Origin of the sequence: Citrobacter sp. CK180, from assembly GCF_030333655.1 — a bacterium.
In the GTDB taxonomy this organism is placed as follows: domain Bacteria; phylum Pseudomonadota; class Gammaproteobacteria; order Enterobacterales; family Enterobacteriaceae; genus Citrobacter_B; species Citrobacter_B koseri.
Window position 1 is genome coordinate 97290 of the sequence record NZ_JAOWFM010000057.1, and the last position, 23900, is coordinate 121189.

At 56.5% G+C, this 23900-nt stretch carries 22 protein-coding genes and 2 tRNA genes; 9 read left to right on the top strand and 15 right to left on the bottom strand.

Annotated elements, in window-relative coordinates; genetic code table 11:
* Positions 1–2 precede the first annotated feature (2 nt).
* From OGV50_RS22765 to mltB, 11 genes are all read right to left on the bottom strand, one after another.
* A tRNA-Arg gene (locus tag OGV50_RS22765) sits at positions 3–79 on the bottom strand.
* 3 nt (positions 80–82) lie between these two features.
* Positions 83–175: transfer RNA gene (locus OGV50_RS22770), tRNA-Ser, on the bottom strand.
* Positions 176–515: 340 nt separating this feature from the next.
* Positions 516–701: a carbon storage regulator CsrA gene (gene csrA, locus OGV50_RS22775; RefSeq protein WP_000906486.1), complete on the bottom strand. Its 186-nt coding sequence runs from the start codon at positions 699–701 to the stop codon at positions 516–518.
* Positions 702–940: 239 nt separating this feature from the next.
* Complete coding sequence (gene alaS / locus OGV50_RS22780) at positions 941–3568, bottom strand: alanine--tRNA ligase (protein WP_049010251.1); 2628 nt, start codon at positions 3566–3568, stop codon at positions 941–943.
* Positions 3569–3699: 131 nt separating this feature from the next.
* A complete protein-coding gene (gene recX, locus OGV50_RS22785; protein WP_047461718.1) occupies positions 3700–4200 on the bottom strand; it encodes a recombination regulator RecX in 501 nt (166 codons plus the stop codon).
* A gap of 106 nt (positions 4201–4306) precedes the next feature.
* Positions 4307–5371, bottom strand: a complete 1065-nt coding sequence (gene recA / locus OGV50_RS22790; RefSeq protein WP_110493905.1) for a recombinase RecA — start codon at positions 5369–5371, stop codon at positions 4307–4309.
* Between the two features lie 96 nt (positions 5372–5467).
* Entirely contained in the window at positions 5468–5965 is a 498-nt protein-coding gene (pncC, locus tag OGV50_RS22795) for a nicotinamide-nucleotide amidase (RefSeq protein WP_286488806.1), read from the bottom strand.
* A gap of 129 nt (positions 5966–6094) precedes the next feature.
* The gene (locus tag OGV50_RS22800; protein WP_286488794.1) at positions 6095–6973 is read right to left on the bottom strand and encodes a metal ABC transporter substrate-binding protein; all 879 of its coding nucleotides are present in this window, start codon (positions 6971–6973) and stop codon (positions 6095–6097) included.
* Positions 6974–6987: 14 nt separating this feature from the next.
* Positions 6988–7848, bottom strand: coding sequence for a metal ABC transporter permease (locus tag OGV50_RS22805; protein ID WP_012134809.1), 861 nt, complete (start codon positions 7846–7848; stop codon positions 6988–6990).
* The gene (locus tag OGV50_RS22810) at positions 7845–8498 is read right to left on the bottom strand and encodes a metal ABC transporter ATP-binding protein (RefSeq protein WP_153258541.1); all 654 of its coding nucleotides are present in this window, start codon (positions 8496–8498) and stop codon (positions 7845–7847) included. The genes OGV50_RS22805 and OGV50_RS22810 overlap by 4 nt, the downstream gene beginning before the upstream one ends.
* 303 nt (positions 8499–8801) lie before the next feature.
* A complete protein-coding gene (gene mltB, locus OGV50_RS22815; RefSeq protein WP_104868275.1) occupies positions 8802–9902 on the bottom strand; it encodes a lytic murein transglycosylase B in 1101 nt (366 codons plus the stop codon).
* 255 nt (positions 9903–10157) lie between these two features.
* Between mltB and srlA the strand changes: the two genes are divergently transcribed.
* The 7 genes from srlA (at position 10158) to gutQ (ending at position 15127) form a co-directional block, all read left to right on the top strand.
* Positions 10158–10721: a PTS glucitol/sorbitol transporter subunit IIC gene (gene srlA / locus OGV50_RS22820; protein WP_012134812.1), complete on the top strand. Its 564-nt coding sequence runs from the start codon at positions 10158–10160 to the stop codon at positions 10719–10721.
* A complete protein-coding gene (gene srlE / locus OGV50_RS22825; RefSeq protein ID WP_115625847.1) occupies positions 10718–11689 on the top strand; it encodes a PTS glucitol/sorbitol transporter subunit IIB in 972 nt (323 codons plus the stop codon). Before srlA ends, srlE begins: the two co-directional genes overlap by 4 nt.
* Before the next feature lie 11 nt (positions 11690–11700).
* Positions 11701–12063, top strand: coding sequence for a PTS glucitol/sorbitol transporter subunit IIA (gene srlB / locus OGV50_RS22830; protein ID WP_012134814.1), 363 nt, complete (start codon positions 11701–11703; stop codon positions 12061–12063).
* A gap of 18 nt (positions 12064–12081) precedes the next feature.
* The gene (gene srlD / locus OGV50_RS22835; RefSeq protein WP_012134815.1) at positions 12082–12861 is read left to right on the top strand and encodes a sorbitol-6-phosphate dehydrogenase; all 780 of its coding nucleotides are present in this window, start codon (positions 12082–12084) and stop codon (positions 12859–12861) included.
* A 101-nt stretch (positions 12862–12962) separates the two neighbouring features.
* Positions 12963–13322, top strand: coding sequence for a transcriptional regulator GutM (gutM, locus tag OGV50_RS22840; protein WP_012134816.1), 360 nt, complete (start codon positions 12963–12965; stop codon positions 13320–13322).
* 73 nt (positions 13323–13395) lie between these two features.
* The gene (srlR, locus tag OGV50_RS22845; protein ID WP_012134817.1) at positions 13396–14169 is read left to right on the top strand and encodes a glucitol operon DNA-binding transcriptional repressor SrlR; all 774 of its coding nucleotides are present in this window, start codon (positions 13396–13398) and stop codon (positions 14167–14169) included.
* A complete protein-coding gene (gene gutQ, locus OGV50_RS22850; RefSeq protein ID WP_012134818.1) occupies positions 14162–15127 on the top strand; it encodes an arabinose-5-phosphate isomerase GutQ in 966 nt (321 codons plus the stop codon). Before srlR ends, gutQ begins: the two co-directional genes overlap by 8 nt.
* On the opposite strand, the gene norR is transcribed toward gutQ, so the two are convergent.
* A complete protein-coding gene (gene norR / locus OGV50_RS22855) occupies positions 15124–16644 on the bottom strand; it encodes a nitric oxide reductase transcriptional regulator NorR (protein ID WP_012134819.1) in 1521 nt (506 codons plus the stop codon). The two genes, gutQ and norR, sit on opposite strands and share 4 nt — an antisense overlap.
* Before the next feature lie 186 nt (positions 16645–16830).
* Between norR and norV the strand changes: the two genes are divergently transcribed.
* Together norV and norW are read left to right on the top strand one after the other, a co-directional pair.
* Complete coding sequence (gene norV / locus OGV50_RS22860; protein ID WP_012134820.1) at positions 16831–18279, top strand: anaerobic nitric oxide reductase flavorubredoxin; 1449 nt, start codon at positions 16831–16833, stop codon at positions 18277–18279.
* The gene (gene norW, locus OGV50_RS22865; protein WP_012134821.1) at positions 18276–19409 is read left to right on the top strand and encodes an NADH:flavorubredoxin reductase NorW; all 1134 of its coding nucleotides are present in this window, start codon (positions 18276–18278) and stop codon (positions 19407–19409) included. The genes norV and norW overlap by 4 nt, the downstream gene beginning before the upstream one ends.
* Before the next feature lie 257 nt (positions 19410–19666).
* On the opposite strand, the gene hypF is transcribed toward norW, so the two are convergent.
* From hypF to OGV50_RS22880, 3 genes are all read right to left on the bottom strand, one after another.
* Positions 19667–21907, bottom strand: a complete 2241-nt coding sequence (gene hypF, locus OGV50_RS22870; protein WP_200026904.1) for a carbamoyltransferase HypF — start codon at positions 21905–21907, stop codon at positions 19667–19669.
* A gap of 143 nt (positions 21908–22050) precedes the next feature.
* Positions 22051–22596 (bottom strand): electron transport protein HydN, encoded by a 546-nt coding sequence (hydN, locus tag OGV50_RS22875; RefSeq protein ID WP_286488795.1) that lies wholly within the window; start codon positions 22594–22596, stop codon positions 22051–22053.
* A gap of 154 nt (positions 22597–22750) precedes the next feature.
* On the bottom strand, positions 22751–23764 hold the full coding sequence (locus tag OGV50_RS22880; protein WP_110493900.1) for a LacI family DNA-binding transcriptional regulator: 1014 nt from the start codon (positions 23762–23764) through the stop codon (positions 22751–22753).
* Positions 23765–23900: the final 136 nt, after the last annotated feature.

Genomic DNA, 23900 nt, shown 5'->3' on the forward strand with positions numbered 1-23900 from the left:
GATGGTGCATCCGGGAGGATTCGAACCTCCGACCGCTCGGTTCGTAGCCGAGTACTCTATCCAGCTGAGCTACGGATGCAAATGGCGGTGAGGCGGGGATTCGAACCCCGGATGCAGCTTTTGACCGCATACTCCCTTAGCAGGGGAGCGCCTTCAGCCTCTCGGCCACCTCACCACGCGCCTCTTACGAGTGCTTCGAAGAACTTGTTTCTGCTCATCGTCGCTGCGTGGCGCACATATTACTTTCTGGGACTTATAAGTCAAACAATTTTTCCCACGCTTTTATCGTTTGCACACTTCACGCTCAATTAGTCTGCAAAAACGGCAAAAAGGGTGTTTTATCAACAGATAAATCGGCGTGTTACACCGCCTGAGCGCAGGCAGAAAAACCGAATAACCAGGAAAGAGCCTGCCGGCACCGGAAGCGATACGGAAAAAGAGTGAAGAAAAATGAAAAAGAGAAAGGACGCGAGGAGCAGGTTGCGCCTCATCGGAAGAGATGAGACGCGAAAACCTTAGTAACTGGACTGCTGGGATTTTTCAGCCTGGATACGCTGGTAGATCTCCTCACGATGGACAGAGACTTCTTTCGGGGCGTTTACGCCAATGCGCACCTGGTTGCCCTTTACCCCTAAAACTGTCACGGTGACCTCATCTCCAATCATGAGGGTCTCACCAACTCGACGAGTCAGAATCAGCATTCTTTGCTCCTTGAAAGATTAAAAGAGTCGGGTCTCTCTGTATCCCGGCATTATCCATCATATAACGCCAAAAAGTAAGCGATGACAAACACGTAAAGTGTAAGCAGTCACGGCATCACATTCTGTTAAACCTAAGTTTAGCCGATATACACAACTTCAACCTGACTTTATCGTTGTCAATAACGTTGATGCAAACGCCGCAGACCGGGGCCTGCGGCGTTAGATAACGCTTATAGTTATTACAGTTTTGCGCTAACCCAGCCTTTCACACTGGCTAACGCTGCTGGCAGAGCAGCCGCATCCGTACCACCGGCTTGCGCCATGTCTGGACGTCCGCCGCCCTTGCCGCCCACCTGCTGAGCGACCATGCCGACCAGCTCCCCTGCTTTCACGCGGTCGGTCACATCCTTCGACACGCCCGCAATCAGAGAAACCTTACCTTCCGCTACCGTTGCAAGAACGATAACGGTAGAACCCAGTTGATTTTTCAGATCATCAACCATCGTACGCAGCATTTTTGGCTCAACGCCCGCAAGCTCGCTAACCAGCAGCTTCACGCCGTTGATATCAACCGCTTTGCTGGAAAGGTTCGCACTTTCCTGCGCGGCAGCCTGTTCTTTCAACTGCTGCAACTCTTTTTCAAGCTGACGCGTACGTTCCAGTACAGAACGGACTTTTTCGCCCAGATTCTGGCTGTCGCCCTTCAGCAGCTGTGCGATATCGCTTAAGCGATCGCTTTCAGCGTGCAGCGTAGCAATCGCGCCTTCGCCCGTAACCGCTTCAATACGACGAACGCCTGCCGCAGTACCGGATTCAGAAACGATGCGGAACAGACCGATATCCCCCGTACGGCTGGCGTGCGTACCGCCACACAGTTCAGTGGAGAAATCGCCCATGCTCAGCACACGAACGCGATCGTCATACTTCTCGCCAAACAGCGCCATCGCACCTTTGGCTTTCGCCGCTTCAAGGTCCATGATGTTGGTTTCGACCGGCAGGTTGCGACGGATTTGCGCATTCACCAGATCTTCCACCGCACGGATTTCAGACGGTTTCATCGCTTCATTATGCGAGAAGTCGAAACGCAGGACTTTGTCGTTAACCAGCGAGCCTTTCTGCGCTACGTGCGTGCCCAGAATCTGGCGCAGCGCCGCGTGCATCAGGTGCGTCGCAGAGTGATTCAGGCGAATACGCGCCCGGCGAGCTTCATCCACATCAGCCTGCACCGCATCACCCACTTTCAGGGAACCGGTCGAAAGCGTACCGATATGTCCAATCGCCTGGCCATATTTTTGCGTATCGCTAACCGCAAACGCGAAGCCTGCGCCTTTCAGTTCGCCTTTATCGCCAACCTGACCGCCGGATTCCGCATAGAACGGCGTCTGATCCAGTACGACAACGGCTTCCTGACCCGCGCTAATCGCATCTACCGCTTTACCATCCACAAACAGCGCGGTCACTTTACCGTTCAGTTCCAGATGGTCATAACCTTTAAATTCTGACGCGCCGTCAACACGGATCATCGCGTTATAGTCTGCGCCAAAACCGCTGGCCTCACGCGCACGACGACGCTGTTCTTCCATCGCGGCTTCAAATCCCGCTTCATCAACTTTGATGTTGCGCTCGCGGCAAACGTCCGCCGTCAGGTCAACCGGGAAGCCGTAGGTGTCATACAGACGGAAAGCGGTTTCGCCATCCAGCGTGTCGCCGGAAAGCTTCGCCAGCTCTTCGTCCAGCAGCGCCAGACCACGTTCCAGCGTACGGGCAAACTGCTCTTCTTCCGTTTTCAGAACCTGCTCAACCTGCGCCTGCTGGCGCTTCAGCTCTTCACCGGCAGAGCCCATAACGTCAATCAGCGGCCCAACCAGCTTGTAGAAGAAGGTCTCTTTCGCACCCAGCATGTTGCCATGACGAACCGCACGACGAATGATACGGCGCAGCACATAGCCACGGTTTTCATTCGACGGAACCACTCCGTCGGCGATCAGGAAAGCGCAGGAACGGATGTGGTCAGCAATCACGCGCAGCGACTTGTTGCTCAGGTCGGTCGCGCCAGTCACCTTCGCAACGGCTTCAATCAACGTGCGGAACAGGTCAATTTCATAGTTGGAGTTAACGTGTTGCAATACAGCGGCAATACGCTCCAGACCCATACCGGTATCGACGGACGGTTTCGGCAGCGGTTCCATCGTACCGTCAGCCTGACGGTTGAACTGCATGAAGACGATGTTCCAGATCTCAATATAGCGATCGCCATCTTCTTCCGGGCTTCCCGGAGGGCCGCCCCAGATGTGATCGCCGTGGTCGTAGAAGATCTCGGTACATGGACCGCACGGCCCTGTATCGCCCATTTGCCAGAAGTTGTCGGACGCGTATGCCGCGCCTTTGTTATCACCAATTCGGATGATACGTTCGCGCGGAATGCCGACTTCTTTTTCCCAGATCTCGTAGGCTTCATCGTCAGTTTCATAGACGGTCACCCACAGACGCTCTTTTGGCAGGGCAAACCAGTTTTCACCGGTCAGCAGTTCCCACGCAAACTGAATCGCGTCGTGTTTGAAATAGTCGCCGAAGCTGAAGTTACCCAGCATTTCGAAGAAGGTGTGGTGACGTGCAGTGTAACCGACGTTTTCCAGATCGTTGTGTTTACCGCCCGCACGTACGCAACGCTGCGAAGTGGTGGCGCGGGAATAATTACGCTTGTCGAGCCCAAGGAAAACATCCTTGAACTGGTTCATCCCGGCGTTGGTAAACAACAAAGTTGGGTCATTGTTTGGCACCAGGGAGCTGCTGGCAACTACCTGATGTCCCTTACTGTGGAAAAAATCGAGAAACGCCTGACGGATCTCAGCGGTGCTCTTGCTCATAATTATCCTGAAATCAAGCTAACGAAATATCATTACCCGCCTCAGCGCTCATATGCCCTGCCCGGCTGGCAATTGAAAAAAGTGGGAATAAGATAAGTTTTCTTTACGGGGAAGTAAAATCCCGTATGCAGTCAATCGTCAAAATTTCGCCATATCTCCTGAATATCCTCCATCAGATAGCCACGATAAAGCAGGAAACGCTGGACTTTGACCTTTTCCGAAAATGCGGCTGGTAAGGGTTCGCCATATTTGCGGATCGCCTGTTCGCGAGCAAGAAGCAACCACTCAATCTCGCATTCACGCATTGCGCGTTCAATCGCCTCACGCGCAATGCCTTTTTGATTCAGCTCCTGCCGAATACGTGCCGGGCCATAACCTTTACGGCTGCGGCTGGCGATAAAGCGCGAAACAAAACGATGATCATCAAGGTAGTTGTGCTCATGGCACCAGGCGATAACCCGTTCATAGTCTTCCGGCGCCGCATCGATCTCTTCCGGCCCGTTTTTTCCCATAACCGGTGCGGAGAGTTTACGCCGCAGTTCCTGTTCACTGTGATCGCGTACCGCCAGAATACGTACCGCGCGATCCAACAGACGGTTATACGCGGGGCGTCGCGGTGTGGATTCACTCATAACAAACCTTCGGAAAAAGAAATGCAAAAAGGGCCGCAAGATATGCAGCCCTTCAAAGTATAAGCCCGATAAGGCGCCAGAGCGCCGCCACCGGGCAATGCAACGATTAGAAATCTTCGTTGGTTTCTTTCACACCTTCACCGTTGTCATCAACGGAGAAGTCTGGCGTCGAGTCCTGATTGCTCAGCAGCAGCTCACGCACTTTTTTCTCGATCTCTTTGGCGGTCGCCGGGTTCTCTTTCAGCCAGGTAGTGGCATTCGCTTTACCCTGACCGATTTTCTCGCCGTTATAGCTGTACCACGCACCGGCTTTCTCGATCAGCTTCTCTTTCACGCCCAGGTCAACCAGTTCGCCATAGAAGTTGATGCCTTCGCCGTAGAGGATCTGGAACTCAGCCTGTTTAAACGGCGCGGCGATTTTGTTCTTCACAACCTTCACGCGGGTTTCGCTACCCACGACGTTTTCGCCCTCTTTCACCGCGCCGATACGGCGGATATCCAGACGAACGGACGCGTAGAATTTCAGCGCGTTACCCCCGGTAGTGGTTTCCGGGTTGCCGAACATGACGCCAATTTTCATACGGATCTGGTTGATGAAGATCAGCAGGGTGTTGGACTGTTTCAGGTTACCGGCCAGCTTACGCATCGCCTGGCTCATCATACGCGCCGCGAGGCCCATATGAGAGTCGCCGATTTCACCTTCGATTTCCGCTTTCGGCGTCAACGCCGCCACGGAGTCAACAACGATAACGTCTACAGCGCCTGAACGCGCCAGCGCATCACAGATTTCCAGCGCCTGCTCGCCGGTGTCCGGCTGGGAGCACAGCAGGTTGTCGATATCGACGCCCAGTTTGCGGGCATAGATAGGGTCCAGCGCATGTTCGGCGTCGATAAACGCACAGGTTTTGCCTTCACGCTGTGCAGCGGCAATCACCTGAAGCGTCAGGGTGGTTTTACCGGAGGATTCCGGCCCGTAGATTTCTACGATACGCCCCATCGGCAGGCCACCCGCGCCCAGCGCGATATCCAGAGAAAGCGAACCGGTGGAGATGGTTTCCACATCCATGGAACGGTCTTCACCCAGGCGCATGATGGAGCCTTTACCGAATTGTTTTTCGATCTGGCCCAGCGCTGCCGCCAACGCTTTCTGTTTGTTTTCGTCGATAGCCATTAACTACTCCTGTCATGAGCCGGGGTCCGCTTGCGCTTGTACCGGATAGTGAATTCTGTACTGTTAGGTGCAATTATACTGTACAGTCATACAGTATCAAGTGTTTTGTAGAAATTGTTGCCAGAGCGTTTTGAGCGCATATTCCGTCGCCTGGCGACGTACTCTGTCACGGTCGCCGCTAAAGCACTCCCGGCGGGTGATCCCCTCGCCCTGTGCGGTTGCGAAACCAAACCAGACAGTGCCGACGGGCTTCACGTCGCTGCCGCCGTCCGGCCCGGCAATACCGCTGATAGAAACGGCATAATCCGCGCGGGCCGCTCTGAGCGCGCCAATCGCCATCTCAATCACCACCGGTTCGCTGACCGCGCCGTGCTGCTCAAGCGTCGGTTCGCGCACGCCAATCATTTGCGCTTTCGCTTCATTACTGTAGGTAACAAAACCGCGTTCAAACCAGGCGGAACTCCCGGCGATATCGGTAATCACTTTCGCTACCCAACCGCCCGTGCAGGACTCCGCTGTCGTTAGCGTTGCGCCGCGCTGTTTCAGCGCCAGCCCTACCACTTCGCTTAACTGCATCAATTCATGGTCAGTCATCATCGCTTAAGGCTCCTGAAAAACGTGCAGCACAAGATAGCACTTTCTGAGCAGATATGGGGACGAGGTGAGGATTTTACGAGGAGGCTTCAGAAAAAAGCCGATGCGAAGCATCGGCCAATCGTACGGTTACTTCATGCTGTTGGCGATGGTCTCAACATTGTGGCGAAACGCTTTTACGTAGCTATCCGCCACGCCGCCTTTTGCCGACAAGGCTTCAGGATACAGCTCGCCGCCCGGCTGCGCGCCCGTCGCGCTGGCGATCTGTTTTACCAGACGCGGATCGAGCTGATTCTCCATAAACCAGGTGTTCACCCCATCCGCTTTAATCTGCTTAATGAGCGCGGCGACCTGCGCGGCAGAGGCTTCACTTTCCGACGACAGCCCCTGCGGCGCCAAAAACTCAACGCCGTAGGCGCGACCGAAATAACCGAAGGCGTCGTGGCTGGTCAGCACCTTGCGTTTCTCCTGCGGGATCTGGCTAAAGCGCGCTTTCGCCCACGCGTCCAGTTCAGTCAGCTGTGCGATATAAGGTTTGCCGGAAGCCTCCAGCGCGGCTTTATCCTGCGGGTCGGCGTTGACCAGCCCGGAAAGAATATTCTGCGCATACAGCGCGCCGTTCGCTGCGCTATTCCAGGCATGCGGATCGGTGACGGTTTCGCCGTCTTCATCCAGCGTATGCGTCTTCACCCCGTCGGAAGCCACCACCAGCGTACCTTTGAAACCGGAGGCTTTTACCAGCCGGTCAAGCCACCCCTCCAGCCCCAGCCCGTTCACTACCACCACATCCGCTTTGCTCAACGCCGCGCTGTCTTTCGGCGAAGGCTCGAAGGTATGCGGATCGCCATCCGGCCCAACCAGCGTAGTGACGTTGACATTCTTGCCGCCGACCTCCTGGGTGATGTCGCCGAGAATAGAAAAACTCGTCACCACATTCAGCGTTTTCGCCAGCGCGCCTTGCGTCATCAACCCCAACGCGAGCACAATCATTACCCCTGTACGTTTCATCTTTTCCCCTTGCATTAAAAAAGCGCGCGCAGACTGTCAGCCAGCCTGCTGCGCGTGCCGAATAAAATGGAAATAAAGAACAGCGCGCTGGCGGTCAGTACAATCGACGGCCCGGCGGGTAAACTCACCGCCCAGGAAAGGCTTAGCCCCAGCCATGCACAGACGACGCCGCTGCCGCCGGCAAGCAATAACAGCCCCGGTAACGTGCGCGCCCAGCAGCGTGCCGCAACGGCAGGAAGCATCATCAGCCCCACCGCCATCAGCGTGCCGAGTACCTGAAAGCCAGCCACCAGATTCAACACCAGCAACGAGAGAAACAGCCCGTGCAGCAGCGAAGGCAGCCAGCGCGCGTTAACCTGCAACCATGCGGTATCAAACGCTTCACTCACCAGACCACGATAGAAAATCGCCAGCATGATCAATGTGAATGCGCATACCCCCGCCACGAACAGCGCGGAATCGCGATCGACCGCCAGAATGGAACCAAACAGAAGATGCAGCAGATCGACATTTGACCCGCGCAGCGACACCAGCGTAACCCCCAGCGCCAGCGATCCCAGGTAGAACCCGGCGAAGCTGGCGTCTTCTTTTAGCGGCGTACGGCGACTCACCATTCCCGCCACCAGCGCTACCGTAATCCCGGCGATAAACCCGCCGATGCTCATTGCCAGCAATGACATTCCACTGAGCAGATAGCCCACCGCCACGCCGGGCAGCACCGCATGCGACAGCGCGTCCCCCATCAGGCTCATACGTCGCAGCAGTAAAAAGACGCCAAGCGCCGTCGTGCTGACCGAAAGCGCCAGACAGACCACCAGCGCCCGCCGCATAAAGCCGTATTCAATAAACGGCTGAAAGAAGATATGCCAGATCATGCCACCCTCACCCGCTCGGTCATCCAGTGAGACACGTCCGTATCCAGCCGTAACGTCTGCGGAAAATAGCGCGCCACCCGTTCGCTGTCGTGCAGCACCGCCAGCACCGTTTGCCCTCGCTGATACATCTCCAGCATCAGCCCCATCAGTACGTTGCAGGTCTCCTCATCCACGCCGGTAAAGGGTTCATCCAGCATGACCAGCGGCGCTTCCTGCACCAGCACACGGGCAAACAGCATGCGTTGAAACTGACCGCCGGAGAGTTCATCAATGGTCATCGTCGCCATTGCCTCCAGCCCCACGCGCTCAATAGCGTGGGCAATACGCAGACGGGTTTTGCGTTGAAATCCCCCCAGCAGGGAAATAGCAGGCCAGCACCCCATGCTCACCACGTCCTGAACGGTAAGCGGAAACTGCGTCTCCAGCGCGTGACGTTGCGCCAGCCAGCCAATTACCGGGCGGCGTCCGCGCCAGCGAAATGCGCCACTCACCGGAGGAAGAAAACCAGCCAGCGTTTTCAGCAGCGTTGATTTGCCGCAGCCGTTAGCGCCGATAATCGCCGTCATGCTGCCGCGTTCCAGCGTGCCAGTCAGCGGCGACGTGACCGGCTGTCGCTCGTAACCGGCCACCAGTTGATTCAGGATAATCATGGCAATGCCACCGCCCAGCGCACGGCCAGTCCGATAAACAAAACAAGCGCGATAGCCATCAGCAGGCGAGTCAGAGCCGAAAGAGAGAAGAGTGAAGCAGACATATTCGCACCACAAAAAATGTTATAACATAACAATAATGAAATGCGATGCGGATGTAAATGCCAGGAAAAAAGGGAGTGTGGCGAAATGTTTCAGACGTGAAATAGCGCAGCAGCGGCGCTGCACGCTCCCCTTTCTCTCAGGGAAAAGGGAGCGTAATCCAGACCGGGTAAGCGTAGCCCCCCGGAAAACACGCGGCGGCTACTGACTAAACGGCGACGCCGCAGGTACACGCGCCAGCGCGACGGCCTGACCAAGCTGCCAGACCGCCATCGCATAGTGAGTGCTGTGGTTATAGCGCGTGATGGCATAGAAGTTCGGCAACCCGTACCAGTACTGATAGCCCGTACCCACATCCAGGCGCAGCAGGCTGGCCTGCTGATGATTGCCCAGCGACTGCTGCGGCGTCAGCCCGGCGGCCGCAAGCTGAGAAATGCTGTACTGGGTTTTAAAGCCGTTCGCCAGCCCCGGCGCCTGACCGTTGGCCGGAACGGCGACCACATCGCCTTTCACCCAACCGTGGGCTTTGAAATAGTTCGCCACGCTGCCGATGGCATCAACCGGGTCCCACAGGTTGATGTGCCCGTCGCCGTTAAAGTCCACCGCGTACTGCTTATAGGACGACGGCATAAACTGTCCGTACCCCATCGCACCGGCAAAAGACCCTTTCAGATCCAGCGGGTCGTCCTGTTCATCACGCGCCATCAGCAGGAACGTTTCCAGCTCGCCGGAGAAATACTCCGCCCGACGCGGATAGTTAAACGACAGCGTCGCCAGCGCATCCAGAATTCGCGTTTTACCCATGATGCGGCCCCAGCGGGTTTCCACGCCAATAATGCCAACGATAATCTCCGGCGGGACGCCATAAACCTGCCATGCACGGTTCAACGCATCCTCATATTGATTCCAGAACGCCACGCCGTTTTGCACATTGTCCGGGGTAATAAACTGCTTGCGATAGCGCAACCATGCGCCATTCGGCCCCGCTGGCGGTTGCGTGGTCGGCGCCTGTCTGTCCATCAGTCGCAGAACGTAGTCCAGGCGCTTCGCCTGCGACAGGATCTCCTGCAACTGCTGGCGATTAAAACCGTGCTTGTTCACCATCTTCTCAATGAACTGCTGCGCGTTCGGATTATTGGCGAAATCACCGCCCATCACCATGACATTGTGCTGTGGCTCAAGCAGGAAACCGCCGGACGGCGCTCCCGTTGTCGTTTGAATTTCTGAAGACTGTGGTTTGCTGCTACAGGCAGCAAGCAACGCAAAGAGAGGAAGTAGTGCTACATAACGACGCTTGAACATGAGACATCCATTAAACAGATTCAGCCAGGGGGAAGTATGGTAAAGCATCCCGCTTCGCACAAGGAAGCGCTCTTCACAGAATACGCACTATTCTCCCGTAACATCCCTGCTTTTTTTCTCCGTAATAAACGCAAACTTTCATTTTAAAATATTTATCTTTCATTTTGAGATCAAAATAACACTTTTAAATCTTTCGATCTGATTAAAATAACTCACCAATTGGCAAGATAACAACAAACCCTACAGGAGAGAACAATGATCGAAACCATTACACATGGTGCGGAGTGGTTTATCGGGCTGTTCCAGAAAGGCGGAGAGGTGTTCACCAGTATGGTGACCGGCATCCTTCCGCTTTTGATAAGCCTGCTGGTCATCATGAATGCCTTAATAAACTTCATTGGCCAGCAGCGTATTGAACGTTTTGCCCAGCGCTGCGCCGGGAACCCGTTATCCCGTTACCTGCTGTTGCCGTGCATCGGTACGTTTGTGTTTTGTAACCCGATGACGCTGAGTCTGGGCCGCTTTATGCCAGAAAAATACAAGCCCAGTTACTACGCGGCGGCTTCCTACAGCTGCCACTCGATGAACGGACTGTTCCCGCACATCAACCCCGGCGAACTGTTTGTTTACCTGGGCATCGCCAGCGGCCTGACGACACTCGGCCTCCCGCTTGGCCCGCTCGCCGTCAGCTATCTGCTGGTCGGTCTGGTCACCAACTTCTTCCGTGGCTGGGTGACTGACCTCACCACATCCATCTTTGAGAAAAAAATGGGCATTCAACTTGAGCAGAAAGTCCACCTGGCTGGAGCAACATCATGACGCGTATTCGTATTGAGAAAGGCACCGGCGGCTGGGGCGGCCCGCTTGAACTGGATGCAACACCCGGAAAGAAAATCGTCTACATCACCGCCGGGACGCGTCCGGGGATTGTCGACAAACTGGCGCAACTGACAGGCTGGCAGGCGGTGGATGGCTTTAAAGAGGGCGAACCGCCTGAGGAAGAGATCGGCGCGGCGATCATCGACTGCGGCGGCACGCTACGCTGCGGGATTTATCCGAAGCGGCGCATTCCAACCATCAACATCCACTCTACCGGGAAGTCGGGGCCGCTGGCGCAGTACATCGTGGAAGATATTTACGTCTCCGGGGTGAAAGAAGAGAACATCACGCTGAGCGGCGAAGCGCCTGCAAACGCGCAGCCTGTCGCCTCGCCTACGGGCCGCGATTACGACGCCAGCAAAAAAATCACCGAACAGAGCGATGGCCTGCTGGCAAAAGTCGGTATGGGGATGGGCTCAGCGGTAGCGGTGCTGTTCCAGTCCGGGCGCGACACCATCGATACGGTGCTGAAAACCATTCTGCCGTTTATGGCCTTCGTCTCGGCGCTGATCGGCATCATTATGGCCTCCGGTCTCGGCGACTGGATCGCTCACGGCCTGGCGCCGCTTGCCAGCCATCCGCTGGGGCTGGTCACGCTGGCGCTCATCTGTTCATTCCCGCTGCTGTCGCCCTTCCTCGGCCCTGGCGCGGTGATCGCCCAGGTTATCGGGGTGCTGATTGGCGTGCAGATTGGTCTGGGTAATATCCCTCCCCATCTGGCGCTGCCCGCGCTGTTCGCGATTAACGCTCAGGCCGCGTGCGACTTTATTCCGGTCGGTTTATCGCTGGCAGAGGCCCGCCAGGACACCGTTCGCGTCGGCGTGCCTTCCGTGCTGGTGAGCCGCTTCCTGACCGGCGCGCCTACCGTTCTCATCGCCTGGTTTGTTTCCGGCTTTATTTATCAATAAGAGGTTCAGAGATGACCGTGATTTACCAGACCACCATCACCCGTATCGGCGAGAGCGCGCCGGACGCGCTCTGCGACAGGATGCTGATTACCTTTCGTGAAGGCGCGCCTGCGGATATCGAAGCGTTTTGCTTTATCCACTGCCACGGCGAGCTGAACGGCACGCTGCAACCCGGCGCACAGTTTCAGCTGGGTGAGCATCGCTATCCGGTGACTGCTGTGGGCAGCGTGGCCGAGCAGAATCTGCGTGAACTGGGGCATATCACCCTGCGCTTCGACGGGCTGAACGAGGCGGAATTTCCCGGCACCGTACACGTTGCGGGGCCAGTACCGGACGACATCGCGCCGGGCTGTATTTTGAAGTTTGTGGCTTAAAGGTTTAAGGAGAGAAAAATGAATCAGGTTGCCGTTGTCATTGGTGGAGGCCAGACCCTGGGGGCCTTCCTCTGCCGTGGGCTTGCAGAGGTTGGTTATCGCGTCGCCGTTGTCGATATTCAGAGTGATAAAGCCGCAAATGTGGCGCAGGAGATTAACGCCGCGTTTGGCGAAGGCATGGCGTACGGTTTTGGCGCCGATGCCACCAGCGAGCAGAGCGTTCTGGCGCTCTCTCGCGGAGTCGATGAAATTTTTGGTCGGGTTGATCTGCTGGTCTACAGCGCGGGCATCGCCAAAGCGGCGTTTATCAGCGATTTTCAACTCGGCGATTTCGACCGCTCGCTACAGGTGAATCTGGTGGGGTATTTCCTCTGCGCTCGCGAATTCTCCCGCCTGATGATCCGCGACGGCATTCAGGGACGTATTATCCAGATCAACTCCAAGTCCGGGAAAGTGGGCAGTAAACACAACTCCGGCTATAGCGCGGCGAAGTTCGGCGGCGTGGGCTTAACCCAGTCGCTGGCGCTGGATCTGGCAGAATACGGCATTACCGTGCATTCGCTGATGCTTGGCAACCTGCTGAAATCACCAATGTTCCAGTCGCTGCTGCCGCAATACGCCGCCAAGCTTGGCATCAAGCCGGACGAAGTGGAGCAGTATTACATCGACAAAGTTCCGTTAAAACGCGGCTGCGATTATCAGGACGTACTGGACATGCTGCTGTTTTACGCCAGCGCAAAGGCGTCGTACTGCACCGGACAGTCCATCAATGTAACCGGCGGTCAGGTGATGTTTTAAGAGGTATGATTGCCCGGTGGCGCTGCGCTTACCGGGCCTACGAATATTATGTAGGCCGGATAAGGCGCAGCCGCCATCCGGCAAAATCAAAGGAGCGCATTATGGTTTCCGCACTGATCACCGTCGCCGTTATCGCCTGGTGTGCGCAACTGGCGCTGGGCGGCTGGCAAATCTCCCGCTTTAACCGGGCGTTCGACAAACTTTGCCAACGAGGGCGAGTGGGCGTCGGGCGCTCCGGCGGACGCTTTAAACCGCGAGTGGTGGTCGCCATCGCTCTGGATGACCAGCAGCGCGTTACGGATACCTTATTCATGAAAGGTCTCACCGTCTTTGCCCGACCGGTTAAAATTCCCGCAATACAGGGCAAACATCTTGATGAATTACAGCCTGATGTGATCTTTCCCCATGATTCGCTCTCACAGAATGCACTATCATTAGCGCTTAAACTGAAACATGGGTAATTTCGTTGTGAATGCTAATTGCTTGCGAAATTATCATTTCACAACTTATACATCAGTCAGGGTAATTACGCCTATGAAACCACGTCAGCGTCAGGCTGCTATTCTGGAGCATCTGCAAAAGCAGGGAAAATGCTCGGTTGAGGAGTTGGCCCAGTACTTTGACACCACGGGCACCACCATTCGCAAAGACCTGGTCATTCTGGAAAATGCCGGAACCGTTATTCGCACATATGGCGGCGTGGTGTTGAATAAAGATGAATCCGACCCGCCTATCGATCACAAAACGCTGATCAACACCCATAAAAAGGCGTTGATCGCACAAGCGGCCGTCCAGTTTATCCACGATGGCGACTCCATCATCCTTGATGCCGGAAGCACCGTGTTGCAGATGGTGCCGATGCTTACCCGCTTTAGCAATATCACCGTCATGACCAACAGCCTGCACATTGTTAACGCCCTTTCGGAGCTGGACAACGAGCAGACCATCCTGATGCCCGGCGGCACATTCCGCAAAAAATCTGCGTCATTTCACGGTCAGCTGGCAGAAAACGCCTTTGAGCAGTTCAGTTTTGATAAACTGTTCATGGGCACCGACGGCATCGATCTCAATGCCGGAGTGACCACCTTTAACGAGGTCTATACCGTCAGCAAAGCGATGTGCAATGCCGCGCGCGAAGTGATTCTGATGGCGGACTCCTCAAAATTTGGGCGTAAAAGCCCCAACGTTGTGTGCAGTCTGGAAAGCGTCGACAAACTGGTTACCGACGCGGGTATCGACCCCGCGTTTCGTCAGGCGCTGGAAGCAAAAGGGATTGAAGTGATCATAACCGGAGAAACCAATGAGTGATGCATTACTGAACGCGGGTCGCCAGACATTACTGCTGGAGTTACAGGAAGCAAGCCGTCTGCCGGAACGCCTGGGCGATGATTTTGTCCGTGCCGCCAATACTATCCTCCACTGCGAAGGCAAAGTGATTGTCTCCGGTATTGGCAAGTCAGGCCATATCGGCAAAAAAATCGCCGCGACTCTCGCCAGTACAGGAACGCCCGCGTTCTTTGTCCACCCGGCAGAAGCGTTACATGGCGATCTCGGCATGATCGAAAGCCGGGACGTGATGCTGTTCATCTCCTATTCCGGCGGAGCGAAAGAGCTGGATCTCATTATTCCGCGCCTGGAAGATAAATCGATAACCCTGCTGGCGATGACCGGAAAGCCAACCTCCCCGCTGGGTCTGGCGGCAAAGGCTGTGCTGGATATCTCCGTTGAGCGTGAAGCCTGCCCGATGCACCTGGCGCCGACCTCCAGCACCGTCAACACCCTGATGATGGGCGACGCGCTGGCTATGGCGGTGATGCAGGCGCGCGGTTTCAATGAAGAGGATTTCGCCCGTTCACACCCTGCCGGGGCGCTGGGCGCGCGTCTGCTCAACAAAGTCCATCACCTGATGCGCCGTGACGATGCGGTGCCGCAGGTTCAGCTCACCACCAGCGTGATGGACGCCATGCTGGAGCTGAGCCGTACCGGGTTAGGTCTGGTTGCGGTATGCGACGCGCAGCGCGTTGTAAAAGGCGTCTTTACCGACGGCGACCTGCGCCGCTGGCTGGTTGGCGGCGGCACGCTGGCTACGCCGGTCAGCGAAGCGATGACCCACAACGGCATTACGTTGCAGGAGCAGAGCCGCGCCATCGATGCCAAAGAACTTCTGATGAAGCGCAAGATCACCGCCGCGCCGGTGGTGGATGAAAACGGTAAACTCACCGGCGCAATCAACCTGCAAGACTTCTACCAGGCAGGCATCATCTAACTTTTCAGCCCCAGACGCTTCGCCAGCCGATGCAGGTTGGCGACGTCTGTCTCCAGCGCTCGCGCGCAGGCGGCCCAGTTGTGGTTATTTTGCGCCAGCGCACGGCGAATCATCTCCCGCTGGAAAGCCTCGGTCGCGTCGCGCAGATTGTGATTTGCCGGTAGCGTCGGCGTACTGTCGTCAGGCAGAGCGGGAGAAACCTCCTCCTGTAAGGCAAAATGCTGCGCTTCCAGCACCACCTCATCCCCCGCCCGGGTCGCTCTTGCCAGAACCACCGCACGGTGGATCGCATGTTCCAGTTCGCGGACGTTTCCCGGCCAGCCATAGCTCAGCAGATGGCTACGCGCCCCCGGACTCAGCACCACGCGGGAAAGCCCCAGCCGCAGGCGGCACTGTTCGCAAAAATACCCGGCCAGCAAGACCACATCCTCACCACGCTCACGCAGCGGCGGCACGGAGAGCGGGAACACGCTCAAACGGTGGAACAGGTCGGCGCGAAAACGCCCGGCCAGCACCTCTTCGCGTAAGTCGCGGTTAGTCGCCGCCAGCACGCGCACGTCAACGCGCAGGCTGCGATCGTCCCCGACGCGTTGAATATCGCCATACTGCAAAACGCGCAGCAGTTTCGCCTGCAACGCCAGCGACAGCTCGCCGATCTCATCAAGAAACAGCGTGCCGTTATCGGCCATTTCGAACTTACCGCTACGGTTGCTGATTGCCCCGGTAAACGCCCCTTTGACGTGGCCGAAAAGCTCGCTCTCCGCCACGCTTTCCGGCAGCGCGGCGCAGTTCAGATACACCAGCGGGTTCACCGCCCGTGGCGAGCCTTCGTGAATCGCTTTCGCCACCAGCTCTTTCCCGGTTCCCGTTTCGCCGCTGATCAGCACGTTGAGATCCGACCCCGCCACAATCTCAATCTCTTTTTTCAACTGCATCATATTTGGCGACAGGCCGATCATCTGCGTTTCTTTCACCTGTTCGAAAGAGGCGGAAGACCCCGGCAACATATTCTGGCTTTCTAATTGCTCAATAAGCAGCGCATTGCTCAGCGCCCCCGCCGCCAGCGCTGCGATGAGCCGCAGCTCTTCATCGCTGAAAACATCAAACTGATCGGGTTCCATGCCGTCAAGCGTGAGTGCACCAATCAGGGTTTGCCCGGCGAACAGCGGCAGCCCGATACAGGCGTGTACCTTCAGGCTCTCCTGATCCGGGATCAGCCCGTCATACGGGTCCGGCAGGTCGCTGTCGGCCGGAAAACGCACCACATCCCCGGCACGGGCAATGGCTTCCAGCCGCGGGTGCCCTTCCAGAGTGAAGCGCCTGCCCAGTACATCCTGCGCCAGACCGTCGATCGCCAGCGGAATAAACTGCCGCCCCTCATAGCGCAGCAGCGCCGACGCATCGCACTCCAGCACCTGACGCAGCGTGGTGATCAGGCGCTGAAAGCGGTCCTGATGCCCGATACCACTTTGTAATTCAATGGCGATGCCCGCCAGGACATCAACTGAAAAGCTCATGGCTACCTCATTGTCATTTTGACAATCAATAGTGTCATATTGACAATTAATTGAATAGTCTTTTTGACTACCATTTTATGAGTATAAATTTTTTAATTATTTAAAATCAATTAGTTAAAAAGTTGGCACGCATCCTGCTATTAGCAATACATCTTTCTTAAAAAAACTGTATTTACTGAGGTTGCTATGTCTATTCTGGTTAAAAATAACATTCATTGGGTTGGCCAACGTGACTGGGAAGTTCGTGATTTTCACGGGACCGAATATAAAACGCTGCGCGGCAGCAGCTACAACAGCTATCTCATCCGTGAAGAAAAAAATGTTCTGATCGATACCGTAGATCATAAATTCAGCCGCGAATTCGTGCAAAACCTGCGTAGCGAAATCGACCTGGCCGACATTGATTACATCATTATTAACCATGCGGAAGAAGACCACGCGGGCGCGCTGACCGAACTGATGGCGCAAATCCCGGATACGCCGATCTACTGCACCGCAAACGCCATTGACTCCATTACCGGTCACCACCATCACCCGGAATGGAACTTTAACGTCGTAAAAACAGGCGACACGCTGGATATCGGCAACGGCAAGCAGCTGATTTTTGTTGAAACCCCGATGCTGCACTGGCCGGACAGCATGATGACCTACATGACGGGCGACGCGGTACTGTTCAGTAACGACGCCTTTGGTCAGCACTATTGTGACGAACGTCTGTTCAACGATGAAGTCGATCAGACCGAGCTGTTCGAGCAGTGCCAGCGTTACTACGCCAACATCCTGACGCCGTTCAGCCGTCTGGTCACGCCAAAAATCACCGAAATCCTCGGCTTCAACCTGCCGGTAGATATGATTGCCACCTCCCACGGTGTGGTATGGCGCGACAACCCAACCCAGATCGTTGAACTGTATCTGAAATGGGCGGCGGATTATCAGGAAGATCGCATCACCATTTTCTACGACACCATGTCCAACAACACCCGCATGATGGCCGACGCGATTGCGCAAGGCATCAACGAAGTTGACCCGAACGTGGCGGTGAAAATCTTTAACGTCGCACGCAGCGATAAAAACGAAATTCTGACCAACGTGTTCCGTTCCAAAGGCGTGCTGGTCGGTACTTCTACGATGAACAACGTGATGATGCCGAAAATCGCCGGTCTCGTTGAAGAGATGACTGGCCTGCGCTTTCGTAACAAACGCGCCAGCGCTTTCGGTTCCCACGGCTGGAGCGGCGGCGCGGTAGACCGTCTGTCCACCCGCCTGCAAGATGCCGGCTTCGAGATGTCACTGAGTCTGAAAGCGAAATGGCGTCCTGATATTGATGCCCTGGAACTTTGCCGCCAGCACGGCCGCGATATTGCCCGTCAGTGGGCGCTCGCTCCGCTGCCGGAAACAAATGTGAAAGCGACAACCCAGGAAGAAGAGTGCGCCTGTGCCGCCGCCGCTGCGGCTGACCTCGGCCCAAGCATGCAGTGCAGCGTGTGCCAGTGGATTTACGACCCTGCAAAAGGTGAACCGTTGCAGGATGTCGCGCCGGGTACGCCGTGGAGCGACGTACCGGATAACTTCCTGTGCCCGGAATGTTCATTAGGTAAAGACGTCTTTGATGTGTTGGCAACGGAGGCAAAATGAGCCGGGGAATTGTCATTATTGGTTCGGGCTTCGCCGCCCGCCAGTTAGTCAAAAACATCCGTAAACAGGACGCGACCGTAGCGCTGACCCTGATTGCCGCTGACAGTATGGACGAGTACAACAAACCCGACCTCAGTCACGTCATCAGCCAGGCGCAGCGCGCCGACGACCTCACCCGCCAGTCGGCGGGGGAGTTTGCCGAACAGTTTAATCTGCGTCTGTTCCCACACACCTGGATTACGGACATTGATGCCGACGCCCATGTGGTAAAAAGCCAGGACAAGCAATGGCAGTTCGACAAACTGGTACTGGCGACAGGGGCATCAGCCTTTGTTCCGCCGGTTGCCGGACGTGAGTTAATGCTCACACTGAACAGCCAGCAGGAGTATCGCGCCTGCGAAACGCAACTGCGTGACGCGCAGCGCGTACTGATTGTCGGCGGCGGTCTGATTGGTAGCGAACTGGCAATGGATTTCTGCCGTGCGGGTAAAGCCGTCACGCTGATTGACAATGCCGCCAGCATTCTGGCCTCGCTGATGCCGCCGGAAGTGAGCAGCCGCTTGCAGCATCGTCTGACCGATATGGGCGTACATCTGCTGCTGAAATCGCAGTTGCAGGGTCTGGAGAAAACCGCTACCGGTATTCGCGCCACGCTGGATCGCGATCGTCAGGTAGAGGTGGATGCGGTCATCGCCGCGACCGGCCTGCGCCCGGAAACCGCGCTGGCGCGCCGTGCCGGGTTGACCATCAACCGTGGCGTCTGCGTTGACAGCTATCTGCAAACCAGCCACCCGGATATTTATGCGCTGGGAGACTGCGCGGAAATTAACGGCCAGGTTCTGCCTTTCCTGCAACCGATTCAGTTAAGCGCCATGTATCTGGCGAAAAATCTGCTCGGCGGGAACGCGCCGCTGAAGCTGCCCGCCATGCTGGTGAAAATCAAAACGCCGGAATTGCCGTTACATCTTGCAGGCGAAACTCAGCGTTGCGACCTGAACTGGCACATTGCGGCGGAGTCCGAAGGGATGGTCGCCCGAGGCATAAATACCGAAGGTCAGCTTTGCGCCTTTGTGGTGAGCGAAGACCGCATGAAGGAGGCCTTTGCGCTGCTGAAAACGCTGCCCGCGTAAGTTCATTGTGTCGGATGGCGGCTGACCTGCAAATCATGACCCCGTAGGCCTGATAAGCGCAGCGCCATCAGGCAATGTTCGAACATCTTTGCCGGACGGCGGCGTAAACGCCTGATCCGGCCTACGGGAAGCGCCTGTTTGTACGTCGCCATCCGGCGATACTGCCACTGATTTATTAACCTCACGCACACGGAAGTGCGCTGCTGCTTGTCGGTATGCCCCGACACGTTTCGCCCCGCCAGTCCCGGGGCTTTTTTTTATTTTTGCGCCAGCACACGCGCTGCGGCGATCGCTCCCTGCCCTAACGACACTCCCCCATCCCCGGCCGGTAAACGCTGCGGAAACAGTAAGGTAAAATCAGCAAGACAGAACGCCAGACGCCTGCACAGCAAGCGGTTATGCAGCACGCCGCCGCCAAATACCAGCGTGGTGATCCCGCGTGCGGTCGCTTCCTGACGCAGCAGCGCGGCGAACCCATGCGCCAGCGCGTCGTGAAAAGCCCACGCCCGCTCCTCGGGAGCGGCCTGCCAGTTCAGCCACTGCCGCCAGAACGTGGCTAAATCCAGTTGGTTGTTTTTAACCGGCATTGTCACCGGATGTTCAACGCGATTGCATCGCGAAGCCAGCGCCTCCAGCGCACAGGCCGCTTCTCCTTCATAACTGAGCGTGTCAGGCGCGCAGCCTGATGCGGCGGCGACGGCATCGAACAGGCGTCCGCACGACGACGCCAGCGGGGCGTTGATTCCGCGCTCAATGGCCCGCGCCAGCACGTTCCACTGCTGTTGTTGCAGCGCAGCCGTTTCTGGATAGTCCCGCCAGTCAGGAATAAAGCGCAGACACTGCGCCAGCAGGTTGCGCCAGGGCTGCTTCGCGGCGAGATCGCCGCCCGCCAGCGCGACGGCGGGTAGGCCGCCAAGATGCTCGCATTCACGGTAATTAACGCGTAAACACTCTCCGCCCCACAGCGCGCCGCCCTCTCCCATACCGATGCCGTCGAGCGTCAGGGCAATCACATCGCCGCCGTTCAACGGCCAGCCGTGTTCGACCATGCATGCCGCCGCATGCGCATGGTGGTGCAATACCGTTTCGGTCGGAAGCGTCATCTCGCTGGCCCACTGGCTGGAGACGTAGCCCGGATGCGCGTCGCAGACAACGCGTTGCGGCGTAAAATCGTAAATGTTCTGAATCAAACGCAGCGCGTCACGCCACTGCGTTTGAATGCCGTCATCGCTGAGATCCCCCAGATGCTGGCTTACCACCGCCTGCTCGCCGCGCACCAGACAGAAGGTATTTTTCAGATCGGCGCCCAGACAAAGCATCGGCGGCACATCACGAAATCCCGGCGGCAGCGCGATCGCATCCGGCACATAGCCCCGCGAACGGCGTAGCATTTCGCCGCTGTCACGCACGACCGAGTCATCCATTCGCTGCACGATATCGCGGTTGTGCAACAGAAAACCGTCGGCGATCGCCTTCAGGTCGTCCAGCGCCTGTTGGTTAGTGATGGCCGGCGGTTTACCGCTAAGGTTGCCGGAGGTCATCACCAGCGGACAATTCAGCGCCTGTAAAAGCAGATGCTGGAGCGGATTCGCGGGCAGCATTACCCCCACTTCCGCCAGCCCCGGCGCGATCCCCTCGCACAGCGACGCGACATGCTGTTTATCCACCAGCACGATGGGGGCGGCCGGCGTAGTCAGCAGTCGGCGCGCCGCATCCGGCAAGCCTTCCGCATCCGGCAACATTACCGCCAGCGGTTTCGCAGGGCGGCGTTTACGCGCCCGCAGCATCGCCACCGCCTCATCGTTTTGCGCATCGCAGGCCAGATGAAAGCCGCCAATACCTTTGATGGCGACAATGCCCCCCGCTTTTAACATCGCGACGGCAGCCTGTAGCGCAGCGTCTTTTTCCGCCCGCGCGCTGCCAGAGCGCCACGCCAGATGCGGGCCGCAGGCCGGGCAGGCAACAGGTTGGGCGTGGAAACGGCGGTCGTACGGATCGCGGTATTCCGTCGCACACTTCCTGCACAACGGAAACGATGCCATCACGGTAAACGGACGGTCGTAAGGCATCGCACGAATGATCGTAAAACGCGGGCCGCAGTGGGTGCAGTTGATAAAAGGGTAACGGTAGCGCCGCTCGCCGGGCGTATTCATTTCGGCGAGACAGGCCGGGCATGTGGCCGCATCGGGCACAATTTGCGTATTCATCGTTCCGCCCGCACTCTGGCGGATGGAGAAATCGGCAGGCAGTTGAGACCAGGCAAACGGCTCGCTCTCGACGCTGTCAATACGGGCCAGCGGCGGGCAATGTTGATGTAACTGCACAATAAACTCCGCCGGATCTTCCTGTAAGCGCACAACCACACCGTCACCGTCGTTACACACGTCGCCATGCAGTTGTAACCGCTGCGCCAGTTGCCAGACGTAGGGGCGAAATCCAACGCCCTGCACCTTGCCACGAATACGCAACTGTACGCCGGAGTGGTTGTTTATTGTCATGAAGTCGTTCCCGCAGTCATCTATCCCGGTTTGCCTGATGACGCTACGCTTATCAGGCCTACGGGGATACGAACAGTAGGCCGGATAAGGCAAGACCGCCATCCGTCATGAATACCACCGTATTTTACGCGGTTTTTCAGTAATCAGAAAAGCAAAGACGCGGAGGAGTCCAGCGCCGCACGGCGACGTTTTTCCGCGCTCAGTTGTTCAAGTTTATTGCGATCGACGCAAATCAGCGCGTGGGTCGGACAGGCTTCCATACAGGCAGGGCCGGCCTCGCGGTGGTGGCAAAGGTCGCATTTGTTGGCCTCCGCTTTTTCCGCCCGGACGTTCAGGCCCGCGCCGCTGTTGCGAATCACCGGACGCACAACCACTTCCATCGCGCCGTATGGGCAAGCGACCACGCAGGTTTTACAGCCAATGCAACGCTCCTGCATCACATATACGAAACCTTTATCACGGCTGATGGCGCCGTTCGGGCAGACGTTGGCGCACGGCGCGTCTTCACACTGGCGGCACAGCGTCGCCGTGGAGACATTTACACCTTTGATCACATGGATGCGGGGTAAGAAAGTTTCAGGGGTCAGCGACGCGCAGTCCTGGTTTTCCTGATGAGACACCACACAGGCCACTTCACAGGTACGGCAACCAATGCATTTATTGGCGTCGGCAATGATGAAACGGTTCATCAAATTCTCCAGCAATGACAGATTATGTGCCGAAACATTCATAAATCGTGCCAGTTTTTAACTGATTGTTATTGCTTGATATTTGATGATGACGTTGTGACCAGGTACTGTCATCGTCACGAATGACGATGACAAATGACAATGTAAAGCGGGATCAGCGGGCAGGCAGCAGCGCTGCCGAATCGCGCAGGATCAGCGCACCGGTAAAGGTTTTTGGCGGCGTAAATTCACCGCCGTCCAGCATGAAGATAAGACGTCCAATCGTCTCCTGAATCATCTCCGTAACCGGAATTTTAACGCTGGAAAGCGCCGGGATGGTATAGGGCGCCATCGCGATGTCGTCGAATCCGATGACCGAGGTCTGCGCAGGCACGCTCATGCCACGCTCGTGTAACTGTTTGATGGCGCCAATCGCCATATCGTCATTACTGGCTACCAGCGCGGTAAAACTCACCTTGCGCGCCAGAAGCGTATCCACCCCTTCAGCACCGCTGGCGGGCGTCCACTTTCCGTTGACAATCAATTCGTTATTGATAGCAATGCCGTGTCGCGTCAATGCGTCTTTATACCCTGAGAGACGCTCCACGCCGGTAGGGGAATCCATCGAACCGGTGATAAACGCAATCTCGCGATGCCCCCCGGCGATCAACTGTTCCACCGCGTTAAAACTGGTCTGCTTCTGGTCGCAATAAACGCAGTGGCTGCTGTTTCTTCGCAGCCGACGGTTAAGCACCATAATGGGCTGGGCGTGTGAGTCGATAATGTCGTCAATCTCATCCACGCTGAGAAAACGGGGATAAATCATAATGGCGTCGCAGCGCAGATCGAGCAGATACTGAATCGCCTGACGCTCTTCTTCCGCGCTGTGTTTGCCGTCCGCGAGCAGAAGCTGACGCCCCTTATCCTCTGCCATTCGCGCCGTATGAAACAGCAGCTCGCTAAAATAAACGCCGTGGTAAAGGGTGTTCGTCACCACCAGACCGAGGGTCTGCGTTTTCTTCGCCGCCAGACTGCGCGCTAACAAATTGGGTCGATAGCCGCTCTCTTCAATGGCCTGAAACACGCGGTCTTTGGTCTCCTGGCTGACGTAGCCGTTACCTGAAAGCACCCGGGAAACCGTCGCTTTCGACACCCCGGCCCGCTTAGCCACCTCCAGCATCGTCGTCATATTACTCATCCATTAGCACTCAATGACACGCAGTGTACTTCACCGTACCGTTGTTGTCCTTGATGGTAAATCACCGCCCAAAACAACAAGTGATCATTATCACAATTATAAAAAATGATCGAATTGTAATCTTGTA